Origin of the sequence: Cognataquiflexum aquatile (genome assembly GCF_003316845.1) — a bacterium.
GTDB lineage: Bacteria > Bacteroidota > Bacteroidia > Cytophagales > Cyclobacteriaceae > Cognataquiflexum > Cognataquiflexum aquatile.
The window spans coordinates 271,740-295,652 of record NZ_QMIK01000004.1; the positions used below are offsets into that span (position 1 = coordinate 271,740).

Annotated in this window: 22 protein-coding genes; 5 read left to right on the forward strand and 17 right to left on the reverse strand. The window is 40.6% G+C overall.

Going from position 1 to position 23,913, the window contains the following annotated elements; translation table 11 throughout:
* Positions 1 to 93: 93 nt before the first annotated feature.
* Both DQW11_RS12685 and DQW11_RS12690 read right to left on the reverse strand, forming a co-directional pair.
* Positions 94 to 2,121: a M3 family metallopeptidase gene (locus tag DQW11_RS12685; RefSeq protein WP_113924448.1), complete on the reverse strand. Its 2,028-nt coding sequence runs from the start codon at positions 2,119 to 2,121 to the stop codon at positions 94 to 96.
* 122 nt (positions 2,122 to 2,243) lie between these two features.
* Complete coding sequence (locus tag DQW11_RS12690) at positions 2,244 to 2,891, reverse strand: sulfate ABC transporter permease (protein ID WP_113924449.1); 648 nt, start codon at positions 2,889 to 2,891, stop codon at positions 2,244 to 2,246.
* Between the two features lie 76 nt (positions 2,892 to 2,967).
* On the opposite strand from DQW11_RS12690, the gene DQW11_RS12695 reads away from it, so the two are divergent.
* The 5 genes from DQW11_RS12695 (at position 2,968) to DQW11_RS12715 (ending at position 8,257) form a co-directional block, all read left to right on the forward strand.
* Positions 2,968 to 4,161, forward strand: a complete 1,194-nt coding sequence (locus DQW11_RS12695; RefSeq protein ID WP_113924450.1) for a tetratricopeptide repeat protein — start codon at positions 2,968 to 2,970, stop codon at positions 4,159 to 4,161.
* Between the two features lie 210 nt (positions 4,162 to 4,371).
* Positions 4,372 to 4,854, forward strand: coding sequence for an Lrp/AsnC family transcriptional regulator (locus DQW11_RS12700; RefSeq protein WP_113924451.1), 483 nt, complete (start codon positions 4,372 to 4,374; stop codon positions 4,852 to 4,854).
* Between the two features lie 62 nt (positions 4,855 to 4,916).
* Positions 4,917 to 5,456: an NUDIX domain-containing protein gene (locus DQW11_RS12705; RefSeq protein WP_113924452.1), complete on the forward strand. Its 540-nt coding sequence runs from the start codon at positions 4,917 to 4,919 to the stop codon at positions 5,454 to 5,456.
* 18 nt (positions 5,457 to 5,474) lie between these two features.
* Complete coding sequence (locus DQW11_RS12710; RefSeq protein ID WP_113924453.1) at positions 5,475 to 6,842, forward strand: MATE family efflux transporter; 1,368 nt, start codon at positions 5,475 to 5,477, stop codon at positions 6,840 to 6,842.
* Positions 6,843 to 6,901: 59 nt separating this feature from the next.
* On the forward strand, positions 6,902 to 8,257 hold the full coding sequence (locus DQW11_RS12715; protein ID WP_113924454.1) for a M24 family metallopeptidase: 1,356 nt from the start codon (positions 6,902 to 6,904) through the stop codon (positions 8,255 to 8,257).
* 3 nt (positions 8,258 to 8,260) lie between these two features.
* Here the strand turns inward: DQW11_RS12715 and DQW11_RS12720 are convergent, their stop codons facing one another.
* The 15 genes from DQW11_RS12720 to mltG form a co-directional block, all read right to left on the reverse strand.
* A complete protein-coding gene (locus DQW11_RS12720) occupies positions 8,261 to 8,986 on the reverse strand; it encodes a lysoplasmalogenase family protein (RefSeq protein ID WP_113924455.1) in 726 nt (241 codons plus the stop codon).
* A 173-nt stretch (positions 8,987 to 9,159) separates the two neighbouring features.
* Complete coding sequence (locus DQW11_RS12725) at positions 9,160 to 10,347, reverse strand: MFS transporter (protein WP_113924456.1); 1,188 nt, start codon at positions 10,345 to 10,347, stop codon at positions 9,160 to 9,162.
* A gap of 73 nt (positions 10,348 to 10,420) precedes the next feature.
* Positions 10,421 to 11,522, reverse strand: a protein-coding gene (prfB, locus tag DQW11_RS12730; protein ID WP_113924457.1) for a peptide chain release factor 2 whose coding sequence is annotated in 2 segments (ribosomal slippage) — positions 10,421 to 11,461 and positions 11,463 to 11,522 — 1,101 coding nt in all. Because the reading frame shifts where the segments join, the coding sequence is not laid out codon by codon here.
* A 60-nt stretch (positions 11,523 to 11,582) separates the two neighbouring features.
* Positions 11,583 to 12,107 (reverse strand): hypothetical protein, encoded by a 525-nt coding sequence (locus DQW11_RS12735; protein ID WP_198669895.1) that lies wholly within the window; start codon positions 12,105 to 12,107, stop codon positions 11,583 to 11,585.
* Between the two features lie 328 nt (positions 12,108 to 12,435).
* Complete coding sequence (locus DQW11_RS12740) at positions 12,436 to 13,503, reverse strand: branched-chain amino acid aminotransferase (protein WP_113924458.1); 1,068 nt, start codon at positions 13,501 to 13,503, stop codon at positions 12,436 to 12,438.
* A gap of 4 nt (positions 13,504 to 13,507) precedes the next feature.
* Positions 13,508 to 14,056: a cob(I)yrinic acid a,c-diamide adenosyltransferase gene (locus DQW11_RS12745; protein ID WP_113924459.1), complete on the reverse strand. Its 549-nt coding sequence runs from the start codon at positions 14,054 to 14,056 to the stop codon at positions 13,508 to 13,510.
* A gap of 80 nt (positions 14,057 to 14,136) precedes the next feature.
* Positions 14,137 to 14,859: an ABC transporter ATP-binding protein gene (locus DQW11_RS12750; RefSeq protein ID WP_113924460.1), complete on the reverse strand. Its 723-nt coding sequence runs from the start codon at positions 14,857 to 14,859 to the stop codon at positions 14,137 to 14,139.
* 80 nt (positions 14,860 to 14,939) lie between these two features.
* Complete coding sequence (locus DQW11_RS12755) at positions 14,940 to 17,750, reverse strand: tetratricopeptide repeat protein (RefSeq protein ID WP_113924461.1); 2,811 nt, start codon at positions 17,748 to 17,750, stop codon at positions 14,940 to 14,942.
* Positions 17,750 to 18,037, reverse strand: coding sequence for an Asp-tRNA(Asn)/Glu-tRNA(Gln) amidotransferase subunit GatC (gene gatC / locus DQW11_RS12760; RefSeq protein WP_113924462.1), 288 nt, complete (start codon positions 18,035 to 18,037; stop codon positions 17,750 to 17,752). Before gatC ends, DQW11_RS12755 begins: the two co-directional genes overlap by 1 nt.
* On the reverse strand, positions 18,034 to 18,798 hold the full coding sequence (locus DQW11_RS12765; RefSeq protein WP_113924463.1) for a lysophospholipid acyltransferase family protein: 765 nt from the start codon (positions 18,796 to 18,798) through the stop codon (positions 18,034 to 18,036). Before DQW11_RS12765 ends, gatC begins: the two co-directional genes overlap by 4 nt.
* 3 nt (positions 18,799 to 18,801) lie before the next feature.
* Positions 18,802 to 19,188 carry a globin domain-containing protein gene (locus DQW11_RS12770; RefSeq protein ID WP_317047884.1) on the reverse strand — a complete coding sequence of 129 codons (387 nt, stop codon included), beginning with the start codon at positions 19,186 to 19,188 and terminating at the stop codon, positions 18,802 to 18,804.
* A 58-nt stretch (positions 19,189 to 19,246) separates the two neighbouring features.
* Positions 19,247 to 21,343, reverse strand: a complete 2,097-nt coding sequence (gene pta / locus DQW11_RS12775; RefSeq protein WP_113924465.1) for a phosphate acetyltransferase — start codon at positions 21,341 to 21,343, stop codon at positions 19,247 to 19,249.
* 86 nt (positions 21,344 to 21,429) lie between these two features.
* A complete protein-coding gene (locus DQW11_RS12780; protein WP_113924466.1) occupies positions 21,430 to 22,383 on the reverse strand; it encodes a YihY/virulence factor BrkB family protein in 954 nt (317 codons plus the stop codon).
* Positions 22,384 to 22,394: 11 nt separating this feature from the next.
* Positions 22,395 to 22,802: an acyl-CoA thioesterase gene (locus DQW11_RS12785; protein ID WP_113924467.1), complete on the reverse strand. Its 408-nt coding sequence runs from the start codon at positions 22,800 to 22,802 to the stop codon at positions 22,395 to 22,397.
* Between the two features lies 1 nt (position 22,803).
* Positions 22,804 to 23,847 carry an endolytic transglycosylase MltG gene (gene mltG, locus DQW11_RS12790; protein WP_113924468.1) on the reverse strand — a complete coding sequence of 348 codons (1,044 nt, stop codon included), beginning with the start codon at positions 23,845 to 23,847 and terminating at the stop codon, positions 22,804 to 22,806.
* Positions 23,848 to 23,913 lie beyond the last annotated feature (66 nt).

Below are 23,913 nucleotides of genomic sequence, written 5' to 3' on the forward strand. Positions count from 1 at the left end.
TCCGATAAAAAGCAAATTTTTCTTAAATGCAAAGAAGCAGTAAATCGAAAAGTGAAAGCCAGCCTTCAATTTAATTTGAAGGCTGGCTTTATTTTAAACCAATCCTGCTCTTTTGAGCAAAGCATCAGGTTTTGGATCTCTTCCTCTAAACCTTTTGTAAAGTACTGTAGGATGTTCTTTTCCTCCTGCTGACAAGATATTTTCCTTAAATGATGTGGCTGTTTCTCTATCGAAAATTCCTTTTTCGAGAAACATTTCAAATGCATCAGCATCCAAAACCTCAGCCCACTTATAACTGTAATATCCTGCTGCATAGCCACCTTGGAAAATGTGGGAAAAGGACGTACTCATCAAGGTACCTTCCACATCTGGAAGCAGGGAAGTCGGTTTTAGGATTTCTTTTTCGAATGAAAAAATTTCCGAAATGGTTGATGGATCAGTTCCATGGTAAGCCATGTCAAGTAGGCCAAAGCTGATCTGCCTGACTGTCTGATAACCTTGTTGGAAATTGGCTGCGTTTTTTATTTTTTGGATTAACTCAGAAGGTATAATTTCTTCTGTTTCATAATGCTTTGCAAAAAGATCCAAACATTCTTTCTCGTAACTCCAATTTTCAAAAATCTGGGAGGGAAGTTCTACAAAGTCCCAATAAACACTCGTGCCTGTCAGCGATTCATAATTGCCCTTTGCCAGCATGCCATGCAGTGCATGTCCAAATTCATGGAAAAGCGTAGTAACTTCATTGAATGTCAAAAGGGAAGGCTTGGTTTTGGTAGGTTTGGTAAAATTGCAGACTATCGAAACATGTGGTCTTGATTCTTTTCCTTTCACTGTTTTTTGTCCCCTGAAACTGGTCATCCACGCACCGTTTCTTTTTCCTGCCCTTGGAAAAAAATCAGCGTAAAAAACCGCAACATGATTGCCTTCGGTGTCAATGACTTCATAGGTTGTCACCTCAGGATGGTATTTTGGGATGTTTTTGTTTTCTATGAAATGGATACCAAATAATTTTTCGGCAGTAAGAAATACCCCTTCAATTACATTTTCAAGTTTGAAGTAAGGACGAAGTAACTCATCGCTGACCTCATATTTTTGGTTCTTGAGTTTTTCGGAATAGAAGGAAAAATCCCATTTTTCAATTTTCTCCAGACCATCAAGTTCCTTTGCGAAATTTTCAAGTTCTTTGATTTCTGCAAGTGCTTTCGGTTTGGCCATTTCCAGAAGGTTGTGAAGAAAATCCATTACTTTTGGAGCACTTTTAGCCATTCTTTCTTCCAATACGAAATCCGAGAAGCGTTTATATCCAAGCAGATTTGCCCTTTCATTTTTGAGTCTCAACATATCTTTGATATGCTGTCGGTTGTCCAATTCGTCTCCCTTACAGGATTTTGTACTTGAGGCAATGAACAATTCTCTTCTCAACTCCCTATTTTCGGAATACATCATAAACGGGATGTAGCTGGGATAGGCTAGTGTAAAGACCCATTTTCCGGGTTTGCCTTTTTCTTCGGCAGTTTGCGATGCAGCTTCTTTGACAGCGTCCGGCAATCCTGCAAGGTTTGACTCTTCAGAAACGACCAATTCATATTTGTTTGTTTCGGCCAATACATTTTCACCAAACTTCAAACCTAATTGGGAAAGATCCCTATCAATCTCTCTCAGTCTTTGCTTTTGGTTTTCGTCAAGTTTGGCTCCATTTCGCACAAAACCCTTGTATGTTTTTTCCAGAAGGGTTTTCTGTTCTTCGGTCAGGGTAAGTTTCTCCTTTTGTTCATAGACAAATTGTATGTTCGCAAATAATGCTTCATCCAACAGAATGTCATTGCTGTGTGCTGTCAGAAGAGAGGAGATTTCTCTTGCCAAAGCCTGAATTTGATCATTGGTCTCGGCACTGTTGAGGTTGAAAAATATGGAAGATATGTCATTCAGTTTTTCACCGGATTGATCCAAAGCAACTATCGTGTTTTCAAAAGTAGGAATCGGGCTATTTTTTATTTCCTGAATTTCCTCTTTTGCTTTTTTTATGGCTTCCTGAATGGCAGGTAGATAATGTTCTGCTTTAATCAAGCCAAATGGTGCTGTTTCAAATGGGGTGTCGAATTTTTCCAATAATGGATTCATGGTTTTTGATTTTGAAATTCAAGGAAATTAGTGTCAGCAAATGTAATCAAGTTTATATCCCTGACTGAAGATAGAAACCTTAAAAAGTGTCAAATCAATTGGAAAGTAGTTTGTTCTGTAGATTATTTGTACACCAAAATGTAAAACAAAAGCCACAACAAAAACATCAAAACATAACTGAAAAGAATCACAAAGGTTGATTCAGAGAGTGTTCGGCGGCTGACAGTATGAAATCCAAAAATCAAAAAAACAACATAAATCAATTCAAAGAGGTTGATTGCTCTAAGCGGATAATGATATTTGGTGGCAACACTTTCAGGATTGACCATTGAAAATAAAGAAAGCGGGTAATAATCCCTGATTTCCTGAAAAGTCACTGAATCTGATGGTTTGATATAAACCAACATTTTGATCAATTCCGGAATGATGAAGATAAATTCTGCTACCAAGACAAATTGCCACAGACGAACAAAAGGCGCCTTGTAGCCAAAAGCAAACGCCCCCAACCAAATCACAAAGGCCGTCGCGGTAAATTTCCACAACAGGGCAAAAGGTGTCCAAACGTAATTCAGCGCGTTGAAAATATGGAATACCATGAAAGATCCTTCGGACTCCAGTTTGTCATATCCGGGGATGGACTGTAGGATCAGGTCATTGGTCACATACCTTACCAAAAGGAACAAAATAACCAAAATCAAAAAAAACAGCCTTTTATCGAAATCTAAATTGGCTTCGATGCGTTGTGAGATAGGACTGGGCGTTTGTGACATAATCTGAAATAATTATAGCCAAATCTAAATGATTGTTTGGAATAGCATATAATTTTGGAGAAAATTTAGAATAAGAATGCGAAAAGGAAGTTTTTCAGTGATATTGATTTTGATGTTTTTTGCAAAAGTTTCTATTGCACAAGACCGTCCTTTAGATCAGGTGGGCAAGAGTGAATCTCCCTATCTGTTATTGGACAAAGGGCTGCAGTTTAGAATCACAGAAAATGTCAACGCCTTGTATAACTTTGATTTTGAGACTGCGGAGCGTGGATTTAGGGTGATGCAATACCAATATCCTGAACATCCGCTTCCCTATTTTTTATTGGGTCTGAGTACTTGGTGGAAAATTGCCCCTGATGTCGAAAACGACAAATACGATGACCTTTTTATCGATCAGATGGATGTCGTCATTGACAAAGCTGAGGAAATGTTGGATGACGATCCCAAAAATAAGGAAGCAGCATTCTTTTTGGCAGGTGCTTATGGTTTTCAGGGAAGGTTATACAGTGAGAGAAAAAGCTGGACAAGAGCAACTTTTGCAGGAAAAAATGCGCTCAAATACTTAAATCTCAGCAGGGGAGAAGAAGAGTTGGGTCCTGAATTGCTGTTGGGTGATGCCTTATTCAATTACTTTTCTGTCTGGATTCCTGAAAATTATCCTTTGCTAAAGCCTGTTGTCGCCATGTTTCCCAAAGGAAATAAAGCCCTTGGCCTTAAACAATTGGAAGACGTGGCTCAAAACGCCTTCTATGCCAGAATCGAAGCGCAATATTTTCTTTTCAGACTCTATGCTTCTGAAGAAAAACAACCCTATAAAGCCTTGGCTATCACGGATTATCTGCATAGTAAATTCCCAAATAATCCGTATTTCCACCGTTCTTATGCCAGACATTTGTATACCGTAGGGAGAATCACCGAGGCGAAGGAAATGTCTGAACAGATTCTCCAAAGGATCGATGACAAATGGACAGGTTATGAATCCAATAGCGGGAGGTATGCAGCATTTTATATTGCCCAATATTATGACAGGATTGGAGACCAGAAAGAAGCTAAAAAATATTACCTAAAGACGCTTTCATATGGGGAAGAATCCGAAAGTCAGGAAAGCGGTTACTACCTTTATACATTGATTGCTTTGGGAAAAATGGCAAACCAAGAAAAGAACAAGCCCTTGGCAAAGAGTTATTTTAACCAGGTGAAGAAATATGCCAAGCGAAATCACCCCGCACATAAGGAAGCAAGGGATTATATCAAAAAGAATAAACTTTAATCATATTTTCCCGTATGAGATATATCAAATTCAGGAGATAATTTGATTAACTTCCATAAGTTGAAAACAATTCAATGCAAATATTCTGAAAAATTGCTAATTGGTAAACAATATTTTGCAAACAGGGTTTTATTTTGTAATTAATTGTTTTAAAACAATATCAAATTATATTAACTTTGCACGACATAAAATTTTGAAAATTCAAGAATCATGGATAATAGCATAAAAGTGAAATTCGACAAAATAGACCGCAAGATTCTGGAGATACTTCAGGCGAACGCCAAAATAACCAATGCCCAACTTTCAAAAGACATCGGACTTTCTCCTGCACCGACTTTGGAAAGAGTGAAGAAATTGGAACAATCGGGAATCATAAAAAGCTATCATGCCAAATTAGATCCTGAAAAAATCGGACTTGGTGTCAGCACGTTTGTTTTGGTCAGTCTAATCGGACACAACAAAGGCAACATTGATGCCTTCATGAAAGAAATCAACGAAATACAGGAAGTGATTGAGTGCCACCACATCACAGGAACAGGTGATTTTATCCTCAAGATCATTGCAAAAGACATAACTGCCTATCAAAAATTGATGCTCGAAAAAGTCAGTGAAATTAAAGAAGTTGATTCCATGCAATCCATGGTGATTCTTTCTACTTTTAAGGACAGTAAAGTATTGCCTATCCCTGCTTAATATTTATTAAACATAAATCACAAGGGTGGCCAAAAGTCACCCTTTTTTTATTGGAACAATACATGGAAAATCCCTGGAAAACCAAATCCAAAACCACCATTTATCAAAATCCTTGGATCAAACTTGAGGAGCACCAAGTGGTAATTCCTTCAGGAAAAGACGGGATTTATGGAAAAGTCATTTTTAAGAATAAGGCATTGGCCATTGTTCCTGTTGATGAAGATCTGAATACATGGCTCGTTGGGCAATTTCGGTACACTTTGGATGAATACTCATGGGAAATCCCTATGGGAGGTGGGCTTTTGGAGCTGGATATTCTGGATTCAGCCAAAAGAGAACTGAAGGAAGAAACCGGCCTTTCTGCCAAAAAGTGGACAAAAATCATGCGGTTGCATACATCCAATTCTGTGACGGACGAGGAAGGATTTGTATTCCTTGCAGAGGAACTCACCCCGGGCGAAACGGAATTTGAGGAAACCGAACAGCTTCAAGTCATCAAACTCCCTCTCAAGGAGGCGATCCAAAAGGTCATGGATGGAGAAATTACGGATGCTATTTCAATTGCAGGCTTATTGAAAGTGGCAAGAATACTCAATATCTGACGATTATATTTTCTCAAAATGACTCTCCACAATTTCAAGGAAAATTTTTCAACAACCTTTTACCTCGCCTATCCAGTGATGCTGAGTCAGTTGGGTCAGGTTTTGGTAGGGGTGGCCGACAGCATGATGGTTGGAAGGCTAGGGGCAGTTCCCCTGGCAGCGGCCTCTTTGGCAAACAGCATTTTCTTTGTCGTTTTGATGTTTGGGATTGGTGTATCTATGGCCATGACTCCCTTAGTGGCTATGGCAGATGGAAATCACAAAGGCAAACGAATTTCCCGGTTGTTCAACCATGGTTTTATAATCAATATGGCAGGCGGGATTTTGATGTTTTTTCTGATTGTGATGGCTTCTCCTTTTCTCAAGAACCTCAACCAACCGGAAGAAGTAGTCACTTTGGCTATTCCATATCTGGCTATCATCACGTTTTCTTTGCTTCCATTCATGTTTTTTCAGACTTTCAAGCAATTTGCCGAAGGACTTTCCCAAACCAAACAAGCCATGTACATTACAATTTTCTGTAATGGGATCAATGTGTTTTTTAATTGGGTAATGATCTATGGGAATCTTGGTTTTCCAGCGCTTGGCTTGAACGGCGCAGGATGGGCCACATTGATTTCGAGGATATTCATGGGATTGATGATGGCCTATTATGTTTGGAATTCAAAACGTTATAAGCCATATAACCTGAGTTTGAGAATGACAAAACTGAGTTTCCCGATGTTGTCCAAATTGATTAAAATAGGCGTTCCGACTGGTTTTCAGTTTATTTTTGAAGTAGGGGCATTCAGCGCCGCAGCTATTATGATGGGGTGGATCGGGGTTACTGCCCTTGCTGCGCATCAGATTGCAATCAACCTTGCCTCGGTCAGCTATATGATGGCCTCAGGGCTTTCGACAGCAGCGATGATTAGGGTGGGTAATCAATTGGGGCGGAACGACATCAGAGCTCTTAGGGAGGCAGGTTTTACTGTATTTGTGATGGTGGCCATTTTCATGAGTGTGGCAGCGGTTATTTTTATCGTTTTTCGGGAATTTTTTCCCGCACTTTATATCAATGATGTTTCAGTGATACAGATGAGTGCAACTCTGCTGATCATTGCCGGCTTTTTCCAATTGTCCGATGGCATTCAGGTGGTGGGTCTAGGCGCTCTTAGGGGAATGTCAGACGTGAAAATTCCTACCATCGTGACCTTAGTGGCTTATTGGGTGATTGGATTGCCTTTGGGCTATATCTTGGCATTTTCATTTGGCATGCAGGAAATTGGAATCTGGGTTGGACTTCTGGTTGGCCTGACCGTGACAGGCATCATGTTGCTTTACCGTTTTCATAAACTTAGCCAACGGTTATTGCTTAGGCAAGAAAGCAATATTTCAATGGCATAGTTTGTCTTTTTAATATTAAGATTTCTTTCTATTTTCCGAAATTAAATTTGGAAATCACCATGAAAAAATTCTTGTTATCAATTGCTTTGTTCATTGGGTTAAGTCAGATCCTTCCTGCACAAACCCCCCATATTTTGAGTCAGAGAGAGCAGGCAGCTGTCATCGATGCTTGGCTGGAAGAGCGGATTCAAACACTTTTGCCCTCATTGATGGACAGGACCGAGATAGATATGTGGGTGATTATTTCGAGGGAATACAACGAAGACCCTGTGATCAAAACATTTTTACCTGCGACCTGGCATGCGGCCAGGAGGAGAACCATGCTGGTTTTATACAAAGCTCCCGGTTCAAAAACTGTTGAAACATTCGCTGTGGCGAGGTATGATGTAGGTAAATCCTTCAAAAAAGCTTGGGATCCGGATACCCAACCGGATCAATGGAAGCGACTTTCAGAACTGATAGTGGAGAAAAACCCCAAGAAAATCGGTTTGAATATAGCCAAGGATTTTGGTCATGCAGATGGTCTCAATGTCACAGAATACAATACCCTAAAGTCTTACCTGCCTGAGAATTTTCAAAATAAAATTACCTCTGCCCAAAACCTCGCTGTCGGATGGCTTGAAACACGTACGCCTTCAGAAATGGCAACTTACAGGCATCTTCAAACAATCGCCAATGACATCATCGCAGATGGACTTTCTGAAGAAGTAATCACGCCCGGGGTCACCACGACTGATGATGTGGTATGGTGGTACAGGGAAAGAATCAAAGAACTGAAATTGGATACCTGGTTTCATCCCTCCGTCGATATCCAAAGGGCAGATCCTGCCTCACAGGGCCAATTGAGGTCTTTTGCAGTGAAGGCAGATTCCGAGGTCATCATGCCTGGAGATATGCTTCATATTGATTTTGGTATTTCCTATTTAAGATTAAATACCGATACACAGCAACTTGCGTACGTTTTGAAGCTTGGAGAAAATGAAGTCCCTCAATACCTCAAAGATGCCATGAAAGTCGGCAATAGGCTTCAGGATATACTCACTTCTCAGTTTGTGACCGGTCGTTCAGGCAATCAAATCCTCCGGGAAACCAGAAAAATCATGGATGCTGAAGGCATAAAGGGCAGTATTTATTCGCATCCTCTTGGCATGCACGGCCATGCATCCGGGCCGACTATCGGTATGTGGGACAATCAGGGAGATACTCCCGGTGCAGGTGATTATCCTATGTATCCCAATACCGTTTATGCGATTGAACTGAACGCGGTGGTTTTCCTGAAAGAGTGGAACAAGGAGTTAAGGGTTCAGCTAGAAGAAGGAGCTTTTTTTGATGGTGAAAAGGTCACTTATCTAAATGGGAGACAGATAGAAATCATGCCTGTTCCAAGGAAAAATGGATTTTTGCACAATCCATAAACTCTACTCAAACAAAGATTTGACAGGAATTTCTTGGTTGATTAATTCACCGATTTGGGTAAGTATCCCGTAGCTGCAAAGGTAATGTCCTCCCGAATAAAAGAGTATCGCAACCGCGTACCTTATTTTATTGGTTGCATAAAGGTCAAACCCTGTTAGCGAAGCACTTAAAATAAATAGAAAAGCTCCGGAAAACACCAAAATGAAACTGCGGCGGCTAACAAAAAACCTTCTGTTCAAAGCCAGTACAAAGGTGGAAATACCAAAGAATGAATAGAGTAATCCCGGAAGAAAAAACTCATTGGTATATTCCAGGACAATAGCTGCATAAATTCCCAAAACAATTAAAGCAATTAATTCAGGCCATCTTTTGACAAGAGATGGCTGGATGCTTTGATCGGTAAATTGGGTGGAAAAAAAATACAATAGACCATAGCAGGTCTGTGCTACAATAAATGTACAGATACCCATGGTTTTGAACAGACTTTCTTCAATATCCAATATCATCAAAAAGTCCCCGGCAAATGAGAATATGGATGCTACAATCATCAATGTCATTAATGAGTGGGGATAATTTTTAAACTTAAGCAAAAGCCCAAAAATCAAAATAGGCAATGTAGACAGATTGAAAAAAAGGAATCCAACCCTTAGGTCAAAGAGAAGGAAGGCAATTCCTAAAATGACGGTTAAGAAATAAAGGATAGTAAACTTGCTGTTCCAGACTAACATTCAGAGATTCAGTTATTAATCAATTCTAAAAATAATCTTTTAAAACAGAATAAAATGCTTTAATTGTAAAATAAATTGTTAAAAAATTTTAATAATCCATATATAACCAATTTATTTTACTTTTTCGTTAGGTTTTGGGAAAATTGGTAAATTTCGATTTTTCAATTATAATTTTACTGGTTAGACGCTTTTTCTCTATTTTTCTGGATATTCTTGATGAAAATTAGGATAACAAAAGCGGTCAAAGAGAATACACCTGCAATCGAAAAAACCAAAGGGAAATTGGCAGATTTGTTGGCATAAACATAACCGGAAACCAAAGCACCAACACCGATTCCGGATTCCATAGCAATATACATTGTGGCCAATGCTCTGCCTCTAAATTTATCTAAAGAAAGGTCAATCGTCCAAGCTGAAATAGTGGGGGAATTCATACCCACCGAGCAACCAAAGATTACTCCTCCAAAAAGAAACATGGCTTTGGATTCCGCAAAACCAATCAGAAACATGGCTATTCCCATAGAAAGGCATGCAACGAGCATCACAGGAATTCTTCCATATTTATCGGAAGCCCTGCCGGCAATGATTCTGATTCCCAAAGAAGAAAGCGTGAAAACCGCGAAAAACAGTCCTTTGTTGAGGATACCCAAATACTCAGAAAAGTCGGGAATAATAGTCAGTACTGCTCCAAATGAAAATACAGTCAAAAATAACACAAGAGAGGGAGCTAAAACCCTTTTTTCAATCACTTCATCCCTCTTCAATTTCAATAACCCTGGATGGAATTTTTCAGGTTTGGCGACAGTTTCCTTTAGCCTGATCAAAATCAGAATGGAAAGAATTGCCGTAAATGCAGAGGTGTAAAACAAAGGTTGAATCCCCCAAATTGAGCCAATATAACCGCCAGTCGCCGGACCTGCAGCCATTCCCAAAGACCCAAAAAGAGATTGGATACCCATAGCTTCCCCACGTCTGTTGAATGGGACAATGTCTGCCACGTAGGCGGAAGTTCCTGTTGGAGTGAATCCCGTAGAGAATCCATGCATAAATCGTAAGAACAGAAATCCTGCCACTGAAGTGACAATGGGATAAGCCAAGCTTGCAATGATGCAGACCACAGCTCCAAAAACCATCACCGGTATCCTGCCGATTTTGTCTGCCAACTTACCGCTAAATGGACGTGAAAGTCCCGCAGAAAGTGTGAATAAGGCAATAATCAATCCTTTGTAATCCTCACCGCCCAAAGAGCTCAGGTAGGAGGGGAGCTCCGGGATGATCATATTGAAACTTGAAAAAAACAAAAACGAACTCAGGCAGAGGAGAAAATAATCCAACGTAAAGAATGGAGGCAAAAATCTCATGAAGGAGTTCGGTTAGAAATAAAACAATCCTGATCCAGAACCTGTCTGAACCAGGATTGTAAAGTTAAAAAGATCAATCTTGATTGGCTTCTTCTTCGCTTTGGGCAAGCAAGAAAGCCTTAATAAACTCATTGATATTCCCGTCAAGTACACTTTGGGTGTCTGAGGTTTCATAGCCTGTTCTTGCGTCTTTTACCAATTTGTAAGGATGCAGGACGTAGTTTCTGATTTGAGAGCCAAAGTCAATCCTCAGTTTTCCTGATTCAACTTTTGCCCGCTCAGCATTCCTTTTTTCCATTTCCATTTGATAAAGCCTGGACTTCAACATTTGCATGGCCTTTTCCCTGTTGGCTAGCTGAGAACGCTCAATCTGGCAAACAACCACGATTCCTGTCGGTTTGTGGGTAAGCTGGACTTTGGTTTCGACCTTGTTTACATTCTGGCCACCTGCACCACCTGAGCGTGATGTATGAAGTTCCACATCTGCAGGATTGATATCAATTTCAATGGTGTCATCCACCTCGGGATAAGCATATACTGAGGCGAATGAAGTATGCCTTCTTCCATTGCTGTCAAATGGCGAAACCCGAACCAATCGGTGAACACCAATTTCTGATTTAAGAAAACCGTATGCCAATGGTCCTTCAAACTCCAAAGTACAGGATTTGATTCCGGCGACTTCACCTTCCTGCAAATCCACTTCGCGAACTTTATACCCGTTTTTTTCGCCCCACATGATGTACATTCTCATGAGCATGGATGCCCAATCGTTACTTTCTGTACCTCCTGCACCGGGATTGATTTCTAGCACGGCATTGAGTTGATCTTCCTCACTGCTGAGCATTTTTTTGAGTTCGAGGTCTTCCACCTCTCCCAAAACTTTTTTATATTCGGCCTTCATTTCTTCTTCAGAAACTTCGTCCATGGAATAAAAATCAAAGAGAACTTCCAGATCCTGAAGGCTGGTTTCTACTTTTTCGTATGGAGCAGTCCATCCTTTTTTGGATTGGATTTGCTTCATGGTCTTCTCCGCTTCATCAGAATCATTCCAGAAACCGGGCTGTGATGAAACAGCCTCTAAATCTTCTATTTCTGCTTTCTTCTTATCGTAGTCAAAGATACCTCCTCAAAGCCGAAACGCGGGCTCTCAAGTCTTTCAACTGGTCTGATGTCATAATTTATTTAGTTTTTGAGGTGCAAAAGTCGTAAAAAATCCCCGATTTACCTATTCCTTTTCAATCTCCATACAGAATTACAATCTGGATTTTGTTGTCTCCTTTGTGTTTGAATTCTTTGTAACGGAGTTTTGAAATCACAAATCCACCGGCAATAAGACCTGCGGACAAAGCCCAAGATTCTTGTAATCGCGAAAGGTCTCCCTGTTGGTAAAGGCTGTTGACAGTATTGACAAGTAGGTATATGACACCCGCACCCATACTCAGGTAAGCCAGGTTTTTGATCGTTTGGTTTCTAGGGTCTTTGTTGCGGATGTCGACCACGGTGATATCCTTGGGTTGGAGGACATTTTCTGAAAGAACGATAATGTCTGTTTTGATATCTACGATCACATCTGTGACATAATAATCAAACTTGGTGGACTTGTAAGTAATTTCTTCACCGACCTCAAATCGGAGCGCGGTTTTGGTATTGGATCCGTGCTGTAAAAGCAGGAATTTTTGGGAATAGGAATAATGGGCCAATGAAAACAAGAGTATCAGGGAAATCAGGGATACTTTGGTTTTGAAAAAAGTGCTCTTCATGCAATCGGCCTTTTTGGTGCTATTAGCTATAACGGAAATCCCCAAAAGAGTTTTATGCTCAAATAGAAGATTTTAGGCTAATATAAGGAAATGAGCGCGATTATGAATATTGGGTAATTTTTAGAATGGTTTAAAATCACTGGATTTCTTCTTCTTTAAGATAAAGCTCTGAAATAGGCTAAAAAAGAAGTTTTTGGAAATTGAAAACAGTTTTTTCCTTGTATTAAAAATATTTATCTCCTACATAACATGATGTGAAAGGTGAGCAATTGAAACAAAAAAACCACCCATCGGTGGTTTTTTAAAATATCACTTGATAGAATCTTTTTTACAATTTGATAATCCAGCCCCGTTTGTCTTCTTTTTTGCCATACTTGATGTCATCGAGGGTTTTCTGGACCTGATGGGAAAAAGCATAGGATGGTTTTTCGGGAAGGATGTAATCCTGTCCATGGATATTGATTTTGAAGATATGGGCAATGGTCGCCGCTGTGCCTGTTCCAAATGCGTCCTGAAGTTTTCCTTCTGTAAGAGCTTTCTCCAGTTCAGTCACACTCAAAAAACGCTCTTCCACTGGATAACCCATTTCTCTCGCGATGGACAAGACAGAATCTCGGGTGATTCCTTTAAGGATAGTCCCGGTGTGGGTCGGAGCGGTGATGATGGTGTCATTGATCATAAACATCACATTCATCGTACCGCTTTCTTCGATGAATTGATGGGTTTTACCATCTGTCCAAAGCAATTGGTCGTAGCCTTCTCGTTGTGCCAAGAGAGCCGGATACAGCGAGCCTGCATAGTTGCCGGAAGCTTTCGCCTGTCCTGTACCGCCTTCAATGGCCCTCGTATATTTCTGCTCCACTTTTACTGCCACAGGCTTGGAATAGTAGTTTCCAACAGGGCATGTGAAGATCATAAATTTATATTTTTCTGATGGTCTGACACCGATATAGTCATCAGTTGCAAATACAAAAGGCCTGATATACAATGAATAACCTGGTTTATTCGGAATCCAAGCCCTGTCCAGATCCAAAAGTGTCATCAGTCCTTCCATAAAAATCTCTTCAGGAACTTCAGGAATGCACATTCTTCTTGCTGATTCATTCAATCTCTTCTGATTTGCATCTGCCCTGAAAAGAAGGATTTCACCTTCCTCATTTTTGTAGGCTTTCATTCCTTCAAAAATTGATTGCCCATAATGAAGGGTGGCATTGGAAGGATTGAGGGAAAGGGGTGCATAAGGCTCAATGCGTAGGTCTGTCCATTCGCCATCTACATAATCAGCAACAAACATGTGGTCGCTGATGGTTTTTCCAAACACCAAGTTGTCAAAGTCAGTCTCATGGAGTCTGGATGCATCCGTTTTGGTGATGTCTATTTGTAATGCTGTTTTCATGGTATTAGATTCTGGGCTTCCAAGTAACCTCCTCAACTCCTAACTCTTGGGCAATTAACCTTCCCAAAACAAAAAGATAATCAGAAAGCCGGTTTAAATATTTTACGATTATTTCATCTACATGCTCTATCTCCATCAGGTCTATAACGCAGCGCTCGGTTCTCCTGCATACTGTCCTGGCCACGTGGCAAAAAGATACACTTTGGTGTCCTCCGGGTAATATAAAATGCCGCAATTGTGGCAATTGGGATTCCATATCGTCAATTTCCTTTTCCAAAAGTTCCAGATCTTCGTCATGAAGATCGGGCTTTTTAATATTTTCTTTTCCCGGTTCGGAGGCCAGGGTAGCGCCGATAGTAAAAAGCCTGTCTTGGATTTCTTTGAGGAGAGTCTCTCTTTTTTTGTTGATTTCCTGATCCCTTAGCAACCCGATGAAACTGTTAAGTTCATCTACTGTTCCATAAGCATCAATTCTTAATTCTGCTTTTGAAACCCTCCGGCCTCCCAACAATGAAGTCTTTCCCGTATCTCCGGTTTTGGTGTATATTTTCATGGAAGCAAAATTGTATCTAAGCAGGCCTTTCTCAACCAAGCCACAAAAATAACATAAAGATTTATAAATGCTTCACGAATTTACTCAGATACCAACATCGAAATTCCTCTAGTAGGATTTGGATTGACAGTATCTGATTCTACTAGACCATCCCTCAATCGGATAATCCTATGGGCATAATGTGCGATGTCATCTTCGTGTGTCACCATGATGATGGTATTTCCTTTTTGGTGGAGTTCGTGGAAAAGCTCCATGATTCCATAAGAAGTTTTGGAATCCAGGTTACCGGTAGGTTCATCGGCCAAGATGATACTTGGGTTATTGACCAAGGCACGGGCGATGGCCACCCTTTGTCTCTGACCACCTGAAAGTTCGTTTGGCTTGTGGTGGACCCGGTCTCCAAGTTCGACGTTTTTCAACGCCTGATTCGCCATTTCCTGTCTGTCGGTTTTATTATATCCTGCATAAATCAATGGAAGCGCCACATTGTCTAGGCAAGTGGCTCTTGGAAGGAGGTTAAAAGTCTGGAATACAAATCCGATTTCCTTGTTTCTGATTTCTGCAAGCTCATTTTCGGTCATGTCACTGACGTCCTTTCCATTGAGGACATAAGAGCCGGTTGTGGGAGAATCCAAACAACCTATGATGTTCATCAAAGTGGATTTTCCTGAACCTGAGGGACCCATAAAAGCTACATATTCGCCTTTGTTGACTGTAATGGTTATGGATTTTAGCGCTTCTACTATTTCCGCACCCATTTTATAGGTTTTACTGATTGCGGTGGTTTCTATTATCTTAGTCATCGGCAAATAATTTTAAAGTCTTAAATTAATGGAAAAGATCTGTAGCAAAAAACTTTACTTCAAGATTACGATAAAAGGTGCTATAAGTTTTCCAATTGCAGTTTTTCAATTTGGGAAATAGTCAGCCAGCCTTGCATCTCCATCAGCGCACTGCTTGCATAGCTGTCTAGTCCTAGTTTCCTGCTTTGTTTCACATATTGAATCCAAAGCATCGGGTCTTTGGAAAATTGGATCGCGTCCTGCAGGATCTCGTATTTCTTCAGGTCATCGGATTCGGCCTTAACTTTTTTCAACACCAAGGGAACCCAATATGCATTTCGACCCAGGTCCAGATCTGGTTTGATCAATGCTTGGGTTTTTTCCGTCAGTTCTGTTTTTTCTTCTTTGGTTACAAATGAATACCAAGAATCCAAATCTTCAGAAGACCATACATCACCCAAGTTTTGAAGCAGAATATTCTTCACTTTCTCAAAATCAGAGGCATTCAGCCAATGCATTTTGTGTAACAATACTTTGAAAGCATATTCCGACTTGAATTTAGGGTCTTGGATTTCTTCCAGATTATTCAGGAAATCAACAGGCATTGCGCGGTGCAATTTTGATAATCTATCAAAATAGACCGTCTTCGGATTTTCTGCCAAATCCCCGTTTTCATCCAAGACCATCCAATCCGGAAATGGAACAGCAAATTTTTGAGAAATCATCTGCGCTTCTGCAGCTTTTCCACCAAAATAAAGAATAGCCAAATGAATGGGCTGAAAGTTTTGAAAACCTCTTTCCTGAGCCACCAAAATGTCCACCGAGGATTTCTCAAAATCCAATTCTCCATACAAAATTTTGGCAGAAATGGAATGGTAGTAACCTGCGGCATTGGGTAGAACCATCGCAGTACCGTTGAGGTATTTCAGCGTTTCATTGATATACGATTCTTGAAGTGTCCTCAATATCCTCGTTTCCCGAAGATTCATTTCCTCAGAACTCACCTGCGCTTTTGCCACAAGTGAATCAATGATGGGCAGGTCCGAGGCTAACGGTGCTGTAACCTTATTGGTCCATTGGTTTCGGAGAAGGGCTGTTTTCAAAGAATAATTTTCTGAAAGGTCATTTGTACCCAACTCAAATGGAGCAAAGTTTCCTTTTTTGTTTTCAAAAACCAGGTAGTTGATTTTGAAAATCTTATCATCTGGAATAGATACTTCATCTTCCTGTTCGATCTGATGCTTGACTTTTAAGGCAAGAAGATTAGACTGAATGACAGGGTCTTGGTCAACAATTTCTTCCATCATCGAAATTGCTTCTGTCGGTTTATTGAGTTTGGAATAAAGTAGGGAAAGGTTATTGGCCAAATATGGATTTCCAGGAAAGTAACTCAAACCTCTTTCTAGGTAAAAAACAGCATCGAAGATTTTCTCCTGTTCATGAAGTTTGGAACTGAGCAAGAGTGTGTTGATGACCGAGGGGGAATTGTCAAATACCTGATAGAGATTCTCCATTCCCAAATTGGTTTGGTTAAGCGAAAATCTCAAATGGGAGGCTGTATTCTTTGCTTTGTCGTTTTTTCGGTATTGGATCCAAGAACTCTCATAAAGAATGGCCGCTTCCAACGGACGGTCGGTTTGGTAATAATATTCCGCATTGATATTGGAACTGCCCGAGGCCAACTGCACTCCAACGATCCCATCCGCATAGATGGTTAGAACCACCACAGCCATGATTGCTCCGATTCTCATGTGGAAATAGGCGAAAAACTGAGGCTTGAAAATGATTTTCTCCAATTCTTTTCCTGAGTTAAGAATTTGGGAAAAATTGGCCATCAGGTACAAATAGAACAGCAAGCTGAATGCCACCTGACCATAGATGAAAATATGGTTGAAAAATTCAATCATCGGTTGGTTGTCCTTAAAGATAACCCAAGCCCAGGTGAATGTGGTCAAAGCATAGCCAATCCAAAAGAAAGATTTGCCAATATCAGGATGGTTATATACCTGATCTGTCTGTTCGATTTTATACTGCAATACAAAATATCCAATCAATCCGCTGATCAGCATCAAAATCACAGGAGGAAGGATTGGAAAAGGCAAATCAACCTCACCTGTAAGGTCCAAAAACGAAAAGAAGACCAGAAAGAAATAAATCAGGAAGATGAAAAGGATATGCCATGTGATTTTGATCCCGGTTCCCTTATTCAGCTTGATCAATAGAATCGAACTGCCGGAAATGAACGCATGACCGATATGCATGAGGAAAACCATTGATACTACTGCTGGAGGAAAAGCGCTGTTTTCCCCTAGCCAAAGCCATGGAGATGGGATTTCAGATACCTGCGTCAAGAGATATAGTGTCGCAGATCCTGAAATCAGGATTACCAAAAACCTTCTCAATATTCCCCAAGAGGGGGCAAAAAAGGACAATCCCATCAATGGGATCAAGATTCCTGCCATCAATCCAATCAAAGCATAATTGCTTGATATACCGCCAATATTAAGGCCGTTGATTCCGCTGAATGCCAGCAGAAAGATCACCAGAGCTGTCGCCGCAGTGAAGTAAAGCTTTTTGAGGGAGCTGATCAAGGCAAGTCCCAAACTGAAAAGTATCCATACCAAGCTGCCAAACAGTAGGGTGAGGGAGGGGTAAACCAACGCTGGGATGGATTCGAAATTTTGGAACAAAAGAAAATTGTCCATTTCAATCCTGACCAATTCCCCACCGACCTGTACCAGTTTCACAGGAACCGAGACAGCTTCAGAAAATATTCCTGGAAGGACAGGCATAATCCCACGTTCCCAAACGAAGCTGCTGAACAATAGGAAAAGGCCTCCTACCACCGAGAGTGATATTGGAAGGCCTTTCAAAATGATATTGTCTAATTTTTGGTTGTTTTTTGTCGGCATTATTCGAGCACCTTTGGAACCCTGAAGTAATCCGAATCCCGCTGTGGGGCATTGAGCAAACCTGCTTCATGCGAAAGGTGCTCTCCCACGACGTCTTCTCTCATGACATTGACTTCGGAAGACATGGTCGTGATAGGCTCAATCCCTATTGTATCGACCTCATTGAGTTGCTCCACCCAATCAAGGATCTGGGTCATGTCTTTTTGGATTTTTTCTGCTCCTTCCTCGTTAAACTCAAGTCTGGCGAGGTGGGAGATTTTCTTTACGGTATTCAAATCAATTTTCATAAAGTCTGAATTATGGTTTTTTCAGTATCCAAGAGATTGTTGTCTTCCCAAAGTTGGTCCTGGATGGTGTAGTAACATTTATTTTTGATGCTTGAAAGATCTTTGGAAGTCAGGCCAAGCGTTGGGATCGGAGGATGAATTACGATTTTTCCTTTCTTAAAATTCAATATAAGCCGCCCGTCGTCGGGCAAAATTAAATGATTAAACGATAATGTGACAGGAATCAATGGTATTTGTTTGTCTATTGCCAGACTAAATGCCCCATCCTTGAACTTGTTCATGTGGGGAGGCATACCTGTGGTGATACCCCCTTCAGGAAAAATCACAATGCTGCTTCCTTTGGAAATTGCATTTTTTGCTCTTACCAACACTTCACTGCGGCTTTTGATGCTTGACCGGTTGACGGCTATATGCAGTTTTTTGAAATAATAACCAAAAAGAGGGACTTTGCGGATGGAGCTTTTGCCGATATATACCACATCGCCCGGGATAAATCCCATCATGGCAATATCAAGGTAGGAAAAATGGTTTGCTGCAAAGATGTAGGGTTGTCCTTTTTTAATATTTTCCTTCCCTTCCACTTTGATGGGCATAAAGATCAGAAAAAAGAACAGGTTGGCCCAAAACTGATTGACTTTCCTGCCGTATTTCTCCCAATTTGGAATCCAGATACAAATCAGAAATAAGGGGAAAAGTAAAAGAAATGTCAATCCAAAGATCAAAAAAGCATAAATGGAATAAATCTTCTTAATTACAACCATGGTTTATTGATTAATCATATGGTTAGCTACCTTGACAAAATATCCTTGTAAAGCATCTTTTATTTCTGTGTCCATTTCTACTTTTTCGATTGCAGGCAGCATGCAGTTGAGCCAGGAGTTTCTCATATCGCCGTCGATTGGCCATTGGAAATGTCTTTTGCGAAGCATGGGATGTCCCCGTTGCTCCAAGTAGGTATGAGGTCCACCAAATACATGGATGAGGAACAAAAATAGCCTTTCTTCGGCAGGTGCCAAATCCTCTGGGTAAAGCTTCCTCAATTCTTTAATTTCTGCCACATTTTGGTAGAAATATTGGACAAGTAGCTTAATCTTTTCCTCACCGAGGGATTCATAAATGGAAATATTGGAATTCATGAGGGAACTTAACAAAAAAGGTTTGAGAACAGATAAAAATCAATTCTCAAACCAAATTTATTTAATAAGAAAACTATTCTTGGGCCTGAATGGCGGTGATGACAACCGTGTTGAACACATCGTCTACCGTACAGCCTCGGCTGAGGTCATTGACAGGTTTATTGAGTCCCTGAAGCATCGGTCCGATGGCCATTGCACCTGTTTCCCTTTGGACTGCTTTGTAGGTATTGTTCCCTGTGTTAAGATCAGGGAAAATCAAAACCGAGGCATTTCCTGCAACCTTTGAATTGGGCATTTTTTGGCGTCCTGTCACCGGGTCCACGGCTGCATCATATTGAATTGGACCTTCTACTTTGATGTCGGGCCTTTTTTCTTTCACGATTTCGGTCGCTTTTCTGACTTTTTCTACATCTTCTCCTGTTCCTGATTCACCGGAGGAATAGGACAGCATCGCTACTCTAGGTTCGATTCCAAACCTTTTACTTGTGTCTGCGGAGGAAATGGCTATTTCCGCCAATTCTTCAGAAGTTGGGTTGATATTGATGGCGCAATCACCAAATACCGTAACCCTGTCCGGAAGGCACATGAAGAAAACGGAAGATACCAATGAGATACCCGGCTTTGTTTTGATAAACTGAAGTGCAGGCCGAATGGTATGTGCCGTGGTATGGATTGCTCCGGAGACCATTCCGTCAGCGTGGCCTTTATGAACCATCATTGTTCCGTAATAGGCCCCATCGGTCATCAGGTCACGGGCTACTTCCAATGGCATATTTTTTCCTTTTCGGAGCTCATAGAGGGTATTGGCATAATCTTCAAAATTCGAAGAATCCTGTGGATTGATGATCTGACAATTGTCCTTGTTTAGGTTTAATCCTAGCCTAGTGATACTGGCATTGATCTCGTGAACATCTCCAAGGAGGGTGATTTTCACAACTTTTTGCTTCACAAGTCGGTCAGCGGCCTTCAATATCCTATCGTCTTTTCCCTCCGGCAATACGATATGTTTCTTTTTGTTTTTCGCCCATTTGACAAGTTGAAACTGGAACATCCTTGGGGTCATGCCAACACCCACGAAATTGATCATTTCTTTTTCTAGGGCTTCTGTGTCAATATATTTTCTAAAAGTATTGATCGCCCCCATGATCTTATCCGGGCAGTCGGGACTGATTTTGGAATGGATGGCGGCTACTTTGGTCGCCGCATAAAAAGAGGGATCGTCCACTCTCAAAATAGGAAGGTTTACATCAGAGCCTTCAATGAGTTTGATGACGGAATCAGCGATTTCAAAACCCCCGGTCAGTACCATTCCTGCCATCCTCGGGAAGTTTTGGGAATGATTGGCCTGAAGGGAAGCCAAGATGATATCCGCCCTGTCTGCAGGTGTGACGATCAGGACATTCTTTTTGATGTGTTTGAGAAAGTTTGAAATCTGCATCGCACCAAAAATGAAGTGGTCCACAGGATTGGAAAGAAATTGTCCTCCAAACATGACCTCCGCTCCAAGGTGTTCTTTGATTTCTTTCATGGAAGGGCTTTTGAGTTCCTGTATTTTTGGAATCACTGCCAAGATGATATCCTTATTCAATTGGCTTTGCAAGCTCTTTTTGATCTCTTTTCTGAATTCATCATCCACTTTGTTGATGACTACTGCCAACACTTTTACTTTCCTTTGCAGGAAATTATTGATAGTCACTATGGCCGAGGTAACTACCTGAGCCGCCGATTTACCATCTCCCGAAAGGACAATAATAACAGGGGAACCTAGGTTTTTTGCAATGGCAAGGTTGGCATCAAATTCAAAAGCTGTCCCTTCTCCCAAAAAATCACTCCCTTCAATGATCGTGAAATCATATTCTTCTTCAAGGACTTTGTATTTCGTGATGATGGTATCTATGATTTCTCCCTGCTGTCCTGCTTCGATCAGATGATTTGCCTCTTCTCGGGTAAAGCCGTAAGACTTTTCGTATTGGATCGGAAGTTTGAAATGTTGTATGAGGGTTTCGAAATGAGGGTCCTTTTTGACTCCGGGGTTGTGGTTGATGATGGGTTTGAAATAACCGATCTTGTGTGCTTTTGAAAGCAGCATATCGACCAATCCTAGTGCAATGATTGATTTTCCGCTAAAGGGTTGTGTTGTGGCAATAAAAATGCTTTTGTTGGTTTCCATAGAAAACGGTTTTTGAATCAGGTACAAAATTAGAATGCGGGGAGGACTCCAAACTTGATGAAAATGCTATATAATCATGATTAAAATCATATTTTTTCTTCAACCATCCCTTTGGTGAGGAGATGTCTACCTGCTGCTTTGTCCAGACTGACATTGATCTCAAAACTCACCAAGATAATCAGGGAAGTGATAAATAGCCAAAGCATGACTGCAATCATGGCCCCGATAGAGCCATAGAGTTTGTTATAGGTTGCAAAATTATTCAGATAAAAAGAAAAGAGATAAAATCCGAATGTGATCAAAATGCCACCTGTGAGAGATCCGGCAGAAAAAAACTTCCATTTGTCATGGACAGCGGGAGCAAACCGAAAAATAAAAGCTGTAGCGATCAAGAAAACAGACAGCAAAACCAGAAACCGAAAAAAGGTCAGCATATAAATATAAAGGTTGCTGGAGACCATATCCCACTCCGATATTCGGTAAAGAATACTTCCTCCAATAATCATGATCAATACCGCCCCGCAAACAGCCAATACCAATACAGTCACGATGCTTACTGCTATCAGTCTGGTCATCCAAAAAGACCTGTTCTCCTTCGTCCTGTAGACAGCATTGAAAGCATTCATCATCGAAACCACGCCATTAGTGGATAAGAAAAGGGCTAGGAAAAAACCCAAAGACAATAAACTTTGCCTGGGTTTGCTGACAATATCCATGATCGTGGCTTCGGCTTCCTGATAGACACTTGATGGGATAAATTCTGCAATGAAAAGCAGGATGTTTTGTGTCGTCACATTTGGAAAAAATAATCCTACGTAAGGGATCATATTCAACAAAAACAGCAAAAGCGGAAACATCGCGATCGTAAAACTAAAAGCCATAGCACCTGCCCTTTCAGTAATTTCATCCTTTCGCATCTGAATCATAAAAATCCTACCCACATCATATAGGTTTTGATCAGGATTTCCAAGGTGGAATTTTCTCAGAAACTTAGCTTGTCTTGTAAATCTGATAGAAAGTAAGCGGATCCTCTTTTTCACTTAAAAATGGATTACTGGAAATATGGACGTAATAAATCTAATAAATATTGGGAAGGTCTGCAGGGTTTGTGGCTTTCTTTTTTCAAAAAAGTCAAAGTCGTCCGGCCTTTTGTTATTGGTTCCCCTGCTTCGTTGAAGACTTCATACTCAAACTTTATCCTGATTCCTGGCATTTCGGGTATCGTTGTCTTGATGGTCAGCAGCTCGTCATATTTACCTGGTTTGATAAACTGTGTATGGAGATCTAAGACCGGCATAATGATTCCGTCATCCTCCATTTGCTTGTATGAAAAGCCTGCAGATCGAAGCGCTTCGACCCTTGCCACTTCAAAATACATGGCGTAGTTTCCATAATACACATATCCCATTTGGTCTGTTTCTGCGTACCGAACTCTTATTTTGGTTTCAGCTTGGAACATGTCAGTATATTTTTGATTTGTTTAAAGCTGTCTGGTACCTGCGGGCATTATTCATGTGTTCGTTGTAATCTTTTGCAAAGGCATGGTAACCTGAAAAATCCTCTTTGGCACAGAAATATAAATAATCGTGGTCTTCATAATTCAAGACAGCTTCGAGCGCAGAAATTTCAGGTAAGTTGATCGGACCCGGAGGAAGACCGGGATACTTATAGGTATTATATGGGCTATCGATTTCTTTGTGGACATTCAATACTCTTTTTAGATTGAAATCGCCCACAGCAAAAACCAACGTCGGATCCGCTTGCAATGCCATATTGATTCTCAGTCTGTTCAGATATACACCGGCCACTTTGGGTCTTTCATCTGCCTTTTGGGTTTCTGCCTGTACGATGGATGCCAAAGTAGAAACCTCGTTTTGAGTCAATCCCAATTTTTCGGCTTTAGCCAATCTTGCTTCTGTCCAGAAATTTCCATATTCCTTATACATCCTGTCAAATAGTTTTTCAGCACTTGTATTCCACCATATTTCATAGGTATTTGGAATAAACATTCCCATGACGGTTTCTTCTTCAAACCCAAATTTCCGGATATAGGTAGAATCTGTGATCAGATTTAAAAACTCGTCTTCGCTGATTTCAAGGTTTTTGGTAATTTTTTCTGCAAGGTCCTCTTTGGTCCTGACATTGTTGAATGTCAGTTTTACCGGTGTCTGTCTCCCTGACTTCAGAAGCCTGACCAGGTTAAGGTTACTTGTTTTGGCAGGAATAATGTACAAACCCGGCTTCACATCATCTTGGTATCCCAAAACTTTTGCCACAAAACTGAAGGTAATCAAATCGTGGATTACTTTATTTTGGTAGAGGCTGTCAGACACCATCTGAAAAGTCGCATTACTTGGAATTTTCAAAGTATATGATTTTTCTTTCTCTGTAAGTGCATTTGGGCTGAAAAATGCCTGATAAAAATAAAAAGACAAAGAAGTAAGGAGCACCGAGAAAGTTATCACGGCAATGAGGAAATATTTTGTTTTATTGTCTTTGAACATATAATTAGGGGGCAATAATAGATTAACGGCAAAAATAGAGATTTTTGTTCAAGGGCTGGCAATTCC